Source organism: Embleya sp. NPDC020886, assembly GCF_044333915.1.
Classification (GTDB): Bacteria; Actinomycetota; Actinomycetes; order Streptomycetales; family Streptomycetaceae; genus Embleya.
Genome location: NZ_JBIRRX010000003.1, coordinates 331230 through 343216 on the forward strand (window position 1 = coordinate 331230; position 11987 = coordinate 343216).

The 11987-nt window shown below is 70.7% G+C and carries 13 protein-coding genes; 4 read left to right on the forward strand and 9 right to left on the reverse strand.

Features of this window, described 5'->3' with window-relative positions:
* Window positions 1-38: 38 nt before the first annotated feature.
* From ACH4U8_RS12350 to ACH4U8_RS12365, 4 genes are all read right to left on the reverse strand, one after another.
* The gene (locus ACH4U8_RS12350; protein ID WP_360306978.1) at window positions 39-548 is read right to left on the reverse strand and encodes a universal stress protein; all 510 of its coding nucleotides are present in this window, start codon (window positions 546-548) and stop codon (window positions 39-41) included.
* A gap of 286 nt (window positions 549-834) precedes the next feature.
* Window positions 835-3198 (reverse strand): phosphoketolase, encoded by a 2364-nt coding sequence (locus ACH4U8_RS12355; protein WP_395777377.1) that lies wholly within the window; start codon window positions 3196-3198, stop codon window positions 835-837.
* 161 nt (window positions 3199-3359) lie between these two features.
* Window positions 3360-4007 carry a hypothetical protein gene (locus ACH4U8_RS12360; RefSeq protein ID WP_360306984.1) on the reverse strand — a complete coding sequence of 216 codons (648 nt, stop codon included), beginning with the start codon at window positions 4005-4007 and terminating at the stop codon, window positions 3360-3362.
* A 170-nt stretch (window positions 4008-4177) separates the two neighbouring features.
* Window positions 4178-4705 carry a DinB family protein gene (locus ACH4U8_RS12365; protein ID WP_395777379.1) on the reverse strand — a complete coding sequence of 176 codons (528 nt, stop codon included), beginning with the start codon at window positions 4703-4705 and terminating at the stop codon, window positions 4178-4180.
* 157 nt (window positions 4706-4862) lie between these two features.
* Between ACH4U8_RS12365 and ACH4U8_RS12370 the strand changes: the two genes are divergently transcribed.
* On the forward strand, window positions 4863-5483 hold the full coding sequence (locus ACH4U8_RS12370; protein WP_360306990.1) for an L-threonylcarbamoyladenylate synthase: 621 nt from the start codon (window positions 4863-4865) through the stop codon (window positions 5481-5483).
* Window positions 5484-5555: 72 nt separating this feature from the next.
* On the opposite strand, the gene ACH4U8_RS12375 is transcribed toward ACH4U8_RS12370, so the two are convergent.
* From ACH4U8_RS12375 to ACH4U8_RS12385, 3 genes are all read right to left on the reverse strand, one after another.
* On the reverse strand, window positions 5556-5909 hold the full coding sequence (locus ACH4U8_RS12375) for a beta/gamma crystallin domain-containing protein (RefSeq protein ID WP_360306993.1): 354 nt from the start codon (window positions 5907-5909) through the stop codon (window positions 5556-5558).
* Between the two features lie 173 nt (window positions 5910-6082).
* Window positions 6083-7159 (reverse strand): CU044_5270 family protein, encoded by a 1077-nt coding sequence (locus ACH4U8_RS12380; RefSeq protein WP_395777380.1) that lies wholly within the window; start codon window positions 7157-7159, stop codon window positions 6083-6085.
* Complete coding sequence (locus ACH4U8_RS12385; protein WP_395777382.1) at window positions 7156-7830, reverse strand: RNA polymerase sigma factor; 675 nt, start codon at window positions 7828-7830, stop codon at window positions 7156-7158. The genes ACH4U8_RS12380 and ACH4U8_RS12385 overlap by 4 nt, the downstream gene beginning before the upstream one ends.
* 438 nt (window positions 7831-8268) lie before the next feature.
* On the opposite strand from ACH4U8_RS12385, the gene ACH4U8_RS12390 reads away from it, so the two are divergent.
* Together ACH4U8_RS12390 and ACH4U8_RS12395 are read left to right on the forward strand one after the other, a co-directional pair.
* Window positions 8269-8838, forward strand: a complete 570-nt coding sequence (locus tag ACH4U8_RS12390) for a hypothetical protein (RefSeq protein ID WP_395777384.1) — start codon at window positions 8269-8271, stop codon at window positions 8836-8838.
* 173 nt (window positions 8839-9011) lie between these two features.
* Window positions 9012-9701, forward strand: a complete 690-nt coding sequence (locus tag ACH4U8_RS12395; RefSeq protein ID WP_360307005.1) for a 2-phosphosulfolactate phosphatase — start codon at window positions 9012-9014, stop codon at window positions 9699-9701.
* A gap of 110 nt (window positions 9702-9811) precedes the next feature.
* Here the strand turns inward: ACH4U8_RS12395 and ACH4U8_RS12400 are convergent, their stop codons facing one another.
* Window positions 9812-10660 carry a helix-turn-helix transcriptional regulator gene (locus ACH4U8_RS12400; RefSeq protein ID WP_360307008.1) on the reverse strand — a complete coding sequence of 283 codons (849 nt, stop codon included), beginning with the start codon at window positions 10658-10660 and terminating at the stop codon, window positions 9812-9814.
* Between the two features lie 161 nt (window positions 10661-10821).
* On the opposite strand from ACH4U8_RS12400, the gene ACH4U8_RS12405 reads away from it, so the two are divergent.
* Complete coding sequence (locus ACH4U8_RS12405; protein ID WP_360307011.1) at window positions 10822-11601, forward strand: NAD(P)H-dependent oxidoreductase; 780 nt, start codon at window positions 10822-10824, stop codon at window positions 11599-11601.
* Window positions 11602-11692: 91 nt separating this feature from the next.
* On the opposite strand, the gene ACH4U8_RS12410 is transcribed toward ACH4U8_RS12405, so the two are convergent.
* Entirely contained in the window at window positions 11693-11896 is a 204-nt protein-coding gene (locus ACH4U8_RS12410) for an alpha/beta hydrolase (RefSeq protein WP_395777386.1), read from the reverse strand.
* Window positions 11897-11987 lie beyond the last annotated feature (91 nt).

The window sequence follows — 11987 nt, forward strand, 5'->3', positions numbered from 1 at the left end:
TGCTCGGTCCCGGCCGCTCGAACGCGGTGATCGTCGGACTATGCGTCCGCCGGGACGAAGAGCACCGGGGTGACGCTGTGGCGTAGGCAGTACGTGCCGGTGGGGCCGGGGATCGTGGGGCTCTCGATGCCGCTGGTGCCCAACACGAGCAACCGGGCGTTGCGGGCGCGGGCGACCAGGACCTCGCCCGCCGGACCGTGCAGCGGGGTGGCCACGATGCGCTCCGGCGGGATCGGGGCCCGGACCAGGCTTGCCAGGGCGCGTTCCAGCCGCTCGCGCGCCACGGACAGGGGGGCGTCGGGGCGGTCCAGGGTCGGGCGATCGGGGTCGGCGTCCGTCCAGGCCGTGACCACGTCCAGGGTCACGCCGAGTTCGGCGGCCTCGCGGGCGGCCCAACGCAGGGCGAGCGCGGATCCGAACGAGCCGTCGAGGCCCACCACGATCCGTCCCTCGGGCCGGGCCTTCGTGCTCTCGTCGGTGGGGACGGTCTCCGGCCGAGGGGGACGGCCGAGCGTGTCCCGGTCGAAGTGGGTACCGAGCGTTTCCATGTCGAACTCCGTTTCGTCCCGCGGCAGGTGGGTGGTGGTGGTCGTGATCGCACAGCGCACAGCGCACTGCGAATAGCGCACATCGCACGTCCCGTGTCCCGGGGCTTCGCGATCGCGAGGTTTCACCCGTCTCCAGGATGGAACGTCCGCGACCCCGGGCACAGGGCCGGTGGGAGTGGTGGGCCGGGACGAAGGTCCCGGCCCACCGGTACGGGTGGCCCTGTGCCGATCGACTCGGGGCGCGCCGAATGACGAGCACCCGGGTCACGGGGGATCTCGCCTCGGGTCAGCGGTCGCCGGGTGTGTCGGTCGTCCAGGTCCAGTCGCGGACCTCGGGCAGGTCCTCGCCGTGTTCGAGGATCCAGGCGCGGTGTCGGGTGCGGGCGTCGAGCATGCTCTGGCGTACGGTCGCGGCGCGTGAACCCAGGCCGGGGACGCGGTCGATGACGTCGATCACGCGTTGGTAGCGGTCCATGTCGTTGAGGACGACCATGTCGAACGGGGTGGTCGTGGTGCCGTATTCCTTGTATCCGCGTACGTGCAGGTGGTCGTGGTTGTGCCGGCGGTAGGCGAGCCGGTGGATCAGCCACGGGTAGCCGTGGTAGGCGAAGATCACCGGGACGTCGGTGCCGAACAGGGCGTCGTATTCGGCGTCCGGCATGCCGTGCGGGTGCTCGGTCTCGGGGGTCAGCCGCATCAGGTCGACCACGTTGACCACGCGCACCCGCAACCCGGGCAGGTGTCGGCGGATCAGGTCGACGGCGGCGAGGGTCTCCAGGGTGGGCACGTCGCCGGCGCAGGCCAGGACGACGTGCGGGTCGCCGTCGTCGTTGGAGGCCCACTCCCAGACGCCGGCGCCCCGGGTGCAGTGGAGGACGGCCTCGTCCATGGTGAGCCAGTCGGGGGTGGGCGTCTTGCCGGCCACGATCACGTTGACCAGGCCGCGGCTGCGCAGGGCGTGATCGCCGACGGAGAGCAGGCAGTTGGTGTCCGCCGGCAGGTAGACGCGGACGACCTCGGGGCGTTTGTTGATCACGTTGTCGACGAAGCCGGGGTCCTGGTGCGAGAAACCGTTCTGGTCCTGGCGCCACACGTGCGAGGTGAGCAGGTAGTTGAGCGACGCGATGGGCGGGCGCCAGTCGATCTCGCGGGAGGCGTGCAGCCATTTGGCGTGCTGGTTGAACATCGAGGAGACGATGTGGGTGAACGCCTCGTAGCAGGAGAACACGCCGTGGCGGCCGGTGAGCAGATAGCCCTCCAGCATGCCCTGGCAGGTGTGTTCGGACAGGATCTCCACGACCCGCCCGTCCGGGGCCAGGTGGGTGTCCAGGTCGGTGATCGGCTCCTGCCAGGCCTTGGCGGTCGCCCGGTAGACCGCGCCGAGCCGGTTGGATTCGGTCTCGTCCGGGCCGAACAGACGGAAGTCGCGGCGGGTCGCGGTGCGGGCGAAGACCTCGCGCAGGTATTCGCCGAGGGCCCGGGTGGGTTCGGACGAGGACGCGCCGGGTTCGACCACCTTGACGGCGAAGGCGTTCGGGTCGGGCAGTGGCAGGTCCCGCAGCACGGTGCCCCCGTTGGCCTCGGGCACCGCGCCCAGCCGCGTCTCGCCGGTGGGTACGTTGGCGAGCACGATCGGGGTGGGCCGGCCGTCCCGGTCGAAGAGTTCGTCCGGGCGGTAGGAGCGCAGCCACCTCTCCAGCAGGGCCAGGTGCTCCGGGTTCTCCCGTACGCCCGCCAGCGGGACCTGGTGCGAGCGCCACGTGCCCTCGACGGGCGTGTCGTCCACGGTGTGCGGTCCGGTCCAGCCCTTGGGGGTGCGCAGCACGATCATCGGCCATCGGGGTCGGCCCTGTCCGCTCGTCTTGAACGCCTCGATCCCGTCGAGCGCCTCCTCCAGCGCGGCGGCGAACGCGGCGTGCACGCGTGCCGGTTCGTCGCCCTCGACGTGGATCGGGCGCCATCCGTAGCCGGTCAGCAGCGCGTCCAACTCGGTGCGCGGCATCCGGGCGAGCAGGGTCGGGTTGGCGATCTTCCAGCCGTTGAGGTGCAGGATCGGCAACACCGCGCCGTCGGTGCGCGGGCTGAGGAACTTGGTGCCGTGCCAGGACGCGGCGAGTGGCCCGGTCTCGGCCTCGCCGTCGCCGATCACGCACGCGACCACCAGGTTCGGGTTGTCGAAGGCGGCGCCGAACGCGTGCGAGAGGCTGTAGCCGAGTTCGCCGCCCTCGTGGATGGAGCCGGGCACGCCGGGGGCGATGTGGCTGGGTACCCCGCCGGGGTAGGAGAACTGGCGGAACAGCGTGGTCATTCCGGCCGCGTCGCGGGGGACGTTCGGGTAGCGCTCGCTGTAGGTGCCGTCCAGCCAGGACGCGGCGAGCGCGGACGGGCCGCCGTGACCCGGACCGGTGACGTGCAGGGCGTGGGTGCCGCGTTCGCGGATCACCCGGTTCAGGTGCGCGTAGATCAGATTCAGGCCGGGGGAGGTGCCCCAGTGCCCGAGCAGTCGCGGCTTGATGTGCTCGGGCCGCAACGGTTCGCTCAGCAACGCGTTGCCGCCCAGGTAGATCTGCCCCACCGCCAGGTAGTTCGCCGCCCGCCACCAGGCGTCGACCGTCGTCAGATCCGATCCCTCGGGAATCGCCGTTGTCATCGAACTTCCTCTCCTGTAGCGCCGGAACTCCGCTCGTTCCCACGCTCGCGCCCGCCACGCACCCGGTGAAGGGCCGAACGGCCCTACGGGACCGGGCCGATGCGGCCCCGGCCCGACGCGCCGATCGCCTGGCGAATGCGGGCCGGCGGGTGGCCCCGGGCTCAGAAGGGAAATTCGAAGTGGCTTGCGCCGCCGAAGCAGTGGGTCGCGTGGTGGTGCATGCGGCGGAAGTAGCGGGGGTCGTCCATCAGGCCGGTGTAGGACTCGTATTCGTGCTCGATCAGACCCGCGGTGTTGCCGAGGTAGACATCGAAACCCGGGTACATCAGGCCGACGAAGGGCAGGTCGTCGACGTCGACGGCGAGCACCGGGTACTCGCCTTCCCGGTCGGGCTCGGTGACGGCCAGGATGCGGCGGGAGTCCGAGCCGCCGGGCAGGAGGAAGCACTCGGGGAAGCGGTCGGCGACGGGCGTGAACATCTCGCCCCACATCTCGCCCAGTTCGTCGGCGACCAACTCGTCGAGGCTGCGCGGCGTGAGGCTGCCGTCGTCGGCCATCCAGTCGTACCGGTCGAGCAGGGACGTGTCGTACGCGAGCCAGGCCCGCAGGCTCGGCGACAGCGGGCGGCCGGACGGCAGCACCACCTCGGCCGACGCGTGGGCGGGCAACGGCCGGGCCACGCCGTCGGTCACCCACGGGACGTCCGCGTACGACAGCGCGGAGGCCCCGGGGTCCCGCCGGACCACCTCCAGGACCCGCTCGACCAAAGCCACTCCATGCACGGCGTCGCCCGTGCCCTCAGTCAACATGGCCGGGACGGTAACAGCCGACTCCGACGCGAGGACGCCCGCATGCCGGCGCGACCGGGCTCGGGCGGCACGCGGATATCCGGTCGCGCGGGAGGCTGGTCGCACTCGGGGCGGCGGGTCCGTGATGCGATGCGTGGAGCCGACGATCCGGGCGGCGTACCGTCCGGAGCTCACACCCCGAAGACTCCGTCGATGCGTTCGCGGATCAGGTCGGCATGGCCGTTGTGACGCGCGTACTCCTCGATCAGGTGGACCATGATCCAGCGCAGCGAGACCCGTTCGTCACCCAGGACGAGGGCGTCCTGCTCGGACAGGCGGCCGGAGTCGTCCAACGCGGCGGCGGCGACGAGTTCGCGCCCGCGAGCGACCTCCGCCCGCCAGGCCGCCATGACCTCGTCGAGCCCTCGGTCCGGGTCGAGGGCGAAGCCGTCGTTGTTGCTCGCGCCGAAGATCGCGGGCACGTTCCGGCCGGCGAACACACGCTGGAACCAGTTGCGCTCCACCTCGGCCATGTGCTGGAGGAGACCCAGCAACGTCATCGACGAGGGCGCAGCCGAGGCCAGCCGTAATTGCTCATCCCGCAGGCCCGCGCACTTCAGGGCGAGAGTGGCGCGGTGGAAGTCGAGCCACGCTTCCAGCATGGCGCGTTCGCCGGCATGCACGGGCGGTATCCGGCGCCCATCCGGTGTCGTAGTCATGACCGCACCCTGACACATGGCGGCACGACCCACCCGGGACTTCGCCGGCGACGCACGCGCGCCCGCCGGGACACGCGCGCCGTCCGGCACGAGGCGACCGGGCCGGTCGCGGTCGCCGGGGGCGTGGATCCGGGCCGCCTCCCCATAGGGTCGGCGGATGGCGAAGTATTTCGATGTGCACCCCGAGAACCCCCAGCCGCGCACGATCGGCAGCGTGGCCGACCTGATCCGCTCCGGATCACTCGTCGCGTACCCGACGGACTCCTGTTTCGCACTGGGATGTCAATTGGGCAACCGCGACGGCCTGAACCGGATCCGGACGATCCGCAACCTCGACGACCGGCATCACTTCACCCTGGTGTGCGAGAGCTTCGCTCAATTGGGCCGGTTCGTATACCTGGACAACGACGTGTTCCGGGCCATCAAGGCGTCGACGCCCGGTGCCTACACCTTCATCCTGCGCGCCACGTCCGAGGTGCCGAAGCAACTGTTGCATGCGAAGAAGAAGACGGTCGGCGTCCGGATTCCCGATCACGTCGTCACCCGGGCGCTGCTCGCCGAACTCGGCGAGCCGATCCTTTCCAGCACGCTGCTCCTGCCCGGCGAGGACGAACCGCTGACCCAGGGCTGGGAGATCAAGGAACGGCTGGAGCACGTGGTGGACGCCGTGGTGGACTCGGGCGATTGCGGCACCCAGCCGACCACGGTCATCGACTTCTCCGGCGACGAGGCCGAGATCGTACGTCGCGGAGCGGGCGACACGGCGCGGTTCGAGTAGCGGCCCGGTCTCGGGCGAAGACGTCGGCGCCCGGGTCGAGTGACCGACCCGGGCGGCCGGTGCGCCGATTCGTCAGAGGATCTCGATCGCGTCGACCCTCGGTGGCCGGTTCGGGAAGGAGATCTCGTGCCACCGCTCGATCTTGACCGAATCACCGTTGGCGTCGTAGTAGATCAAGTCGTTGTTTCCCGTGGAGATCTTGTCGACCCACCACCCGCCGAAGGAGGTTCTGCCGCGGTTCGCGTAGCAGTCCACGCTCTGGTCTCCGCCGTTGTGCGACCAGATCTTCAGGAAGTCCTCGCCACCACGACAGGGCACATGGTCGATGGCGAAGGCGGGGCTCGGCGGCACGACCAGGGTCAACGCGGCGGCCGCGGCCAACGCCACGGCCATCGAACGTGCGGCCCTCTTGGTTTTCGAGATCACGGGTCCTCCTCGGATGCAGAATTCCAACCAACGATGCTGGTGCATCGGGCAGGAAGCAGCCTGTCGGGTGCGGACCCCCCGGAACATCAGGATCCGGGAACATTCACTCGAATGGCGGCGGGGCGGAGCGGTGGGCGGGGGTGCGACTCGGCCGCGTGAAGGGGTGGCCCCGATCAGGCGCCTGCGGAGCCGGTCGCCGAGGTCGCCGGGGCCGCGGGCGTGTCGGGCCGACCGCCGGGCCGGTCGACGAAGCCGCGTTCGACGACGGAGGAGAGGTTGAGAACGGTGCCTGCCGGCGCGTACACGGTGTCCGCGGTGGAGATTTCGCGCACGCCGGTGAACGCGGAGGTGGCCCGGTCGAGGATCCATTCCGCGCGGGAGCCCTGTACCTCGTCCCGCGCGACCGAGACCCCGGGGCGTCCCAGGGAGTCGACGGCGTCGTCGGCGACGGTCACTCCGGGCAGCAGGGCCGCCGCCCGGAACAGCGCGCCGACCACCGCGGGCGGCGCGGCGGCGTTCATGAGCAGGTCGCCGATCAGGGAGAACGTCTGCTGGTCGACGGGGTTTCCGCCGTGCTCGGGTGCGGCTTTGCGGAGCAGGCGCAGGAGTTCGGCCGGGTCGGTGGGCAGGGTCTGCATGAAGCGGTAGTCGGGCCGGTGCAGGTTCCCCGGCCCGGTGTGCTCCTCGCGGAATTCGGTCCCGCTGCCGCCGCGCTGAAGGTAGGTGCCGGTACCGTCGACCGGACGCCAACGCTCGGTGGTGCGGATCGGCGAATGCCGGAACGTCGACGCACCCTCGGGCCCACCGAAAATGGCGTTGTATCCGAGGGTCCGGACGTACTCGTATTGGCCGTCCCGGACCGGGAGTTGGCTTCCGGTCTCGGCGGTCACGGCGGCGCGGACCAGGAGCGCGCTCGCGGACCGCTGCTCGGCTCGGGAGACCTTCGTCCCGCTCGGATCGCCGCCGGCGACGCTCACGCCCGCGATGATCGCGGCGACGGTTGCGGCCGCCGCGACGGGCAGGGCCACGAGTTGCCACTTCCGGAGCGTGCGCGGCCGACGCGAGGGCGCGGTCGCCGAGGCTCGGCGGATCTCGTGCATCAGGTGTTGCTTCAGCAACAGGTGGCGGTCCGGGCGGAGTTCCGGGACGGCTGCCGGAGGGGCCAACGCCGCCGGTTCGGTGTCCGGGACCCCCGCCGTAGCGTGCCCGTGGTCGTGGCCGCCGCCCTCGGTTCGCGGATCGGTGTTCATCGTGCCCTCCCGGGTTGTTCGTTGTTCGGCCGGATCGCTGCGATGCGGTCATCCATGAGCTGTCCTGTGGGCGAGGGCGGTTCCCGATTTCCCGTTGTTCGTTCGAGTTCCTCCGCCGCGTACTTCCTGAGTCGGTTGCGGGCGCGCGACAACCGGGACTTCAGGGTGCCGACCCGCAGGTCGAGTGCCTCGGCGGCCTCGGCGTATCCCAGCCCGGACCACACGACCAGCGCGATGGCTTCCCGGTCTCCTTGCCGCAGCCGCGCCAAGCCCGCGCGAGCCGCCGCGAGTTGCTGCGCGTGGTCGGCGCGATCGACGACCTCGTCGGCCAAATCGGGCACCGGGCCGCGCGGCGGCAGCCGATCCATCGCGGCGCGGTGCCGACGCGCCGAACGGGCGGTGTTGCGCAGGATGTTCGTGGCGATCCCGTACAACCAGGCACGCAGACCCTCGTCCGGGTCCCCCTCCTGCCGTGCCGGCGGCTCGGGATCGACGCGCTCGCGCAACCGCCACGCCTCCAGAAACGTCAGGGACACGACGTCCTCGGCACCGGCCGGATCCGCCGCCACGCGCAGCGCGTAGCGGTAGACGGCACGCGCATGATCGTCGAACAGGCCCGCGAAGGCGGCGGGGTCGCCGGCTCGGACACGGGCACGCAAGGACAACTCCATGACCGCTCCTGTCCGACCGGCCCCACCGGTTCCCGTGACCCCCGTCACATGCCCTGCTCCATTCCTGCGGGAGATTCGTTGTCACCTCCGGTGGACGAAATGGGCGTCGCCGTGCTCCTGTTCCCGGCTGCGTACCGGTAACTCGAATTCGCGGGTCGGGCGGGCGGGCTTGTCGGGGAGTTGTGATTAGGTGCCGAATGGGAAGCGGAGTTTCGGATTCCTGCCACAGCTCTTCTGGCCGAAAACCGGAGGGTCGTCATATTCCGGCCCGAGTGGATCGTTTACTCTTTTCCGCGAATTTCTTCCGTCGTAACCGATCAAGGTGCGTTCTGCCCTATCGTCGGGTGTTCCCGGAACGTCCGGGATATCGAACGAACACGTCGATCGGATCGGTGTGAATTGAACAGCAAATTGCTTCGACTGTGGAATTGCACGACGATGGCGGATGTCCGGCGCAGGATCGCCGCGGGGGTGGGAGCCGTCGTACTGCTCGCGGCCGTCGTCCTCGCGGGCACCGCGACGGGCACGGCCGCCGCCGCGACGCAGGCGTCGTCCGCCGCGCGCGAGGGCGGGTGGACCTGTCCGGGGACGCCCGTGCCGACCGGGTACGTCATCACCGCGTTCGACCGCAACGGCTGCAACGGCCGGGGGGCGTGGTTACAGCAGCCCGTTCGTGACGGGATCTGGACCTGTTCGGGCTCGCCCATCGTGCCGGGGTACGTGATCGCCGCGTACGACCGCAACGGTTGCAGCGGGGTGGGCGCCTGGTTCCACCGACTCGCGCGTGACGGGATGTGGACCTGCTCGGGCTCGCCGATCGTGCCCGGCTACGTGGTCACCGGGTACGACCGCAACGGCTGCACCGGCATCGGCGCGTGGTACCACCAGCTCGTCCGCAACGGGATCTGGACCTGCCCCGGTTCGCCCATCCCGGCCGGCTACCGCAGCACCACCTACAACGCGACGGGTTGCAACGGACTCGGCGCCTGGTACACGATCCGCGCCTGAAAGTAGCCGCGGAACGCCGTCCGCCGCTCGGGCGGCGCGTGCTTCGGCGCCGGGCCACGACCGGCCGGTGCCGAGGTACGCGCCGCCCGAGGGTGTGTCGCATTCCGAGACGGTCGGTGTGATGCGTATCGCTGCCTCGGCGTTTCGACTCGGACGTGCGCCATCATGACCGGATGGACGCTCGTTTCCTTGGTATCGCCGAGCTGGTCGAAACTCCCTCCGCGGCGGTCGTGATCGATGTGATGCGTGCTTTCACGGTGGCTGCCTGGGCCTTTGCCCAGGGGGCGGAAAAGATCGTTCTCGCCGAGTCGCCGGACGAAGCCCTGGCGCTCAAGGCTCGCCATCCGGAGTGGGTGGCGCTCAAGGACGGTCCGCCCGCGCCCGGGTTCGACACGGTCAACTCGCCGGGCCTGCTGCGCTCCCTCGACCTGGGCGGACGGACCGTTGTGCAGAAGACCACGGCGGGGACGGTCGGCGCCCTTGCGGTCAAGGAGGCGTCGCTGGTGTTGTGCGCCGGCTTCGTGGTGGCGGAGGCAACGGCTCGGCTGTTGCGGGAACACGGGTGTGAACGTGTCACGTTCGTGGTCACCGGTGAGGACGGGCGCGCCGACGAGGACCTGGCGTGCGCTCAATACATCGCCCGCAGGGCCACCGAGGCCGGGACGGACCCCGCCGACTTCCTCCGCCGCGCCGGCGAGTCGCGCGCCGCCGCCGAGCTGGCGCAGGGCGTGCGACAAGGAGTGCATCCCGACGACGTCGCACTCTGTCTCGAACTCGACCGCTTCCCCTTCGCCATGGTGGCAACCCCGGAGGACCAACTCATGGTCCTTCGCCCGTACACCGTGCCCACACCGACCGGCTGATCGCCGGCGAGGTGGGCCGAGGCCCGTGTGTGGGGCGACGGTTCGCCGTCCTGCGCCTCGGCGCCGGCCGGCTGGTCCGGCCGTCGCCGACCCGACGGCTCGGCGGTGGTTCAGGACACGTGCGTTGTCGGGACGGGTTTCGTGGTGGGGGGTTTGTCGGTGGCGAGGGTGCCCAGGAGGCGTAGGGCGTCCTCGGTGGGGGTTCCGGGGGCGGCGGAGAGGACCAGGAGTTCCATGCCGGATTCGTCCGGTAGGGCGAAGTTTTCCTGGTGCAGTTCCAGGAGTCCGACCAGGGGGTGTCGGTAGGCCTTGCGTCCGTGGGTGCGGGCGCGGACGTCCGCGCGGGCCCAGAGGCGGCGGAAGCGCTCGCTGCCCATTGCGAGTTCGCCGATCAGCGAGGCCAGGCGCGGGTCGTCGGGGTACTTCCCGGCCGCCAGGCGCAGGTGCCCGACCACGTCGAGGGTGCAGATGTCCCAGTCGGCGTAGAGGCCGCGTTCGGCCTCTTCGAGGAAGATGTGCCGGGCGGTGTTCAGGCCCGGCATCTCCCGGCCGTAGAGGAGCCCGGCGAGGCGGTTCCCGGCGGCCACGTCCAGCCGGTGGTCCATGATCAGGGCGGGCGCGTCGGTGACCAGGTCGAGGATGCGCAGCAGTTCGGGCCGCAGGCGCCCGTTGGGCGACTTCGCGCGGCGGCGGCGCTGGCGGGCGAGCCGGTACAAATGCCCGCGTTCGGTCTCGTCCAGGCCGAGGACTCGGGCGAGCGCGTCGAGGACCTGTTCGGAGGGCTGGGTGGCGCGGCCCTGCTCCAGGCGTACGTAGTAGTCGACGCTGACCCCGGACAGGTGGGCGACCTCTTCGCGGCGCAGCCCTTCGACGCGGCGGCGGCTGTCGGTGGGAATGCCGACGGCGGAAGGGTCGACCCGGGAGCGCCGGGTGCGCAGGAAACCCGCAAGATCGTCCATGCCCCCAGTATGGCTCCGGCGGCGCGAACGAAGGTGGCCCTGCGAATACCAGGAAGTCCGGTCCGATGGAAGCGGCGCCCCTGAACGAAGCACGCGTGGCGGCCCAGGATTCATGGCGACACACCTCGTTGAGGCGACACACCTCGTTGAAGGGAACAGCCATGAAGGCGCTCATCGTCCACGCCCACCCCGAGCCGCGTTCGTTGAACGGTTCGCTGAAGGACCTCGCCGTGTCCACCCTCGAAGCGGCCGGGCACGAAGTACGGGTGAGCGACCTGTACGCGATGAACTGGAAGGCCGTGGTGGACGCGGCGGACTTCGCCGAGCACGCCACGAACCCGCTTCAGGTGGTGCCGAGTTCGGGCCGGGCGTACCAGGCCGGCGCGCTGACGCCCGACGTGGTGGCCGAGCACGAGAAGCTGCTGTGGGCCGACACGGTGATCTTCCAGTTTCCGATGTGGTGGTACACGATGCCGGCGATCCTCAAGGGCTGGGTGGACCGGGTGTTCTCGTACCGCTTCGCCTACGGCGTCGGGGTGCACGACGAGACCCGGTACGGCGAGCGCTTCGGTGAGGGGACGCTGAAGGGGCGGCGGGCGATCCTCTCGGTCACCGTCGGGGGCCCGGAGTCCCACTACGGCGATCGTGGGATCAACGGCCCGATCGAGGACCTGCTGTTCCCGATCCACCACGGGATCCTGTACTACCCGGGCCTGGAGGTGCTGCCGCCGTTTGTGCTGTACGGCGCCGACCGGATCGCGGGCGGCGACTTCGAGGACGCCGCGAAGGCGTGGAAGGAACGGCTGCTGTCGCTGGAGGCGACCGAGCCGATCGCGTTCCGGCGGCAGAACTTCGGTGACTACGAGATCCCGTCGCTGCGGTTGAAAGAGGGCCTGGAAGCGCCGGGCCGCAGCGGTTTCGGCCTGCACGTGCGGGGTTGATCGCCGGCGCGGGACCGTACGGGGCGGGCCGGCCCGTGTCGGTTCGTCGCGGTCCGGGGCGGCCGCGGTCGACCGCCCCGGTGGCGCGGGTTCAGCCTGCGGCGGCGCGGAGCAGGGATTGCGCCCGGGGCCAGGGGCCGGAGCCGGCGGCGGGGTTGAGGTGTCCGATCGGGCCGAGTTCCACCAACCGGCTGCCCCACGAGCGGGCCGACTCGGCGACCCGCTCGGCCGACGCCAGGGGGTCGTCGGAACTCGCCGCGACGATGCTGGGGAAGGGCAGCCGGGTGTGCGGCACGGGGTCCAGCCGTGCTGCTCCAAGGCGTCGGGCGTGGGGTAGCCGGGCGGCAGCGGTGTCCCGAAGTCGGGCGGCGTGGCCGGCAGCGCCC

What these genes read in the sequence shown, in the direction of transcription:
- ACH4U8_RS12365 (WP_395777379.1), bottom strand. Translation starts at nt 4,705, where the DNA reads ATGACTACGACACCGGATGGGCGCCGGATACCGCCCGTGCATGCCGGC.
- ACH4U8_RS12355 (WP_395777377.1), bottom strand. Translation starts at nt 3,198, where the DNA reads ATGACAACGGCGATTCCCGAGGGATCGGATCTGACGACGGTCGACGCC.
- ACH4U8_RS12380 (WP_395777380.1), bottom strand. Translation starts at nt 7,159, where the DNA reads ATGAACACCGATCCGCGAACCGAGGGCGGCGGCCACGACCACGGGCAC.
- ACH4U8_RS12385 (WP_395777382.1), bottom strand. Translation starts at nt 7,830, where the DNA reads ATGGAGTTGTCCTTGCGTGCCCGTGTCCGAGCCGGCGACCCCGCCGCC.
- ACH4U8_RS12405 (WP_360307011.1), top strand. Translation starts at nt 10,822, where the DNA reads ATGAAGGCGCTCATCGTCCACGCCCACCCCGAGCCGCGTTCGTTGAAC.
- ACH4U8_RS12360 (WP_360306984.1), bottom strand. Translation starts at nt 4,007, where the DNA reads ATGTTGACTGAGGGCACGGGCGACGCCGTGCATGGAGTGGCTTTGGTC.
- ACH4U8_RS12395 (WP_360307005.1), top strand. Translation starts at nt 9,012, where the DNA reads ATGGACGCTCGTTTCCTTGGTATCGCCGAGCTGGTCGAAACTCCCTCC.
- ACH4U8_RS12370 (WP_360306990.1), top strand. Translation starts at nt 4,863, where the DNA reads ATGGCGAAGTATTTCGATGTGCACCCCGAGAACCCCCAGCCGCGCACG.
- ACH4U8_RS12400 (WP_360307008.1), bottom strand. Translation starts at nt 10,660, where the DNA reads ATGGACGATCTTGCGGGTTTCCTGCGCACCCGGCGCTCCCGGGTCGAC.
- ACH4U8_RS12350 (WP_360306978.1), bottom strand. Translation starts at nt 548, where the DNA reads ATGGAAACGCTCGGTACCCACTTCGACCGGGACACGCTCGGCCGTCCC.
- ACH4U8_RS12390 (WP_395777384.1), top strand. Translation starts at nt 8,269, where the DNA reads ATGGCGGATGTCCGGCGCAGGATCGCCGCGGGGGTGGGAGCCGTCGTA.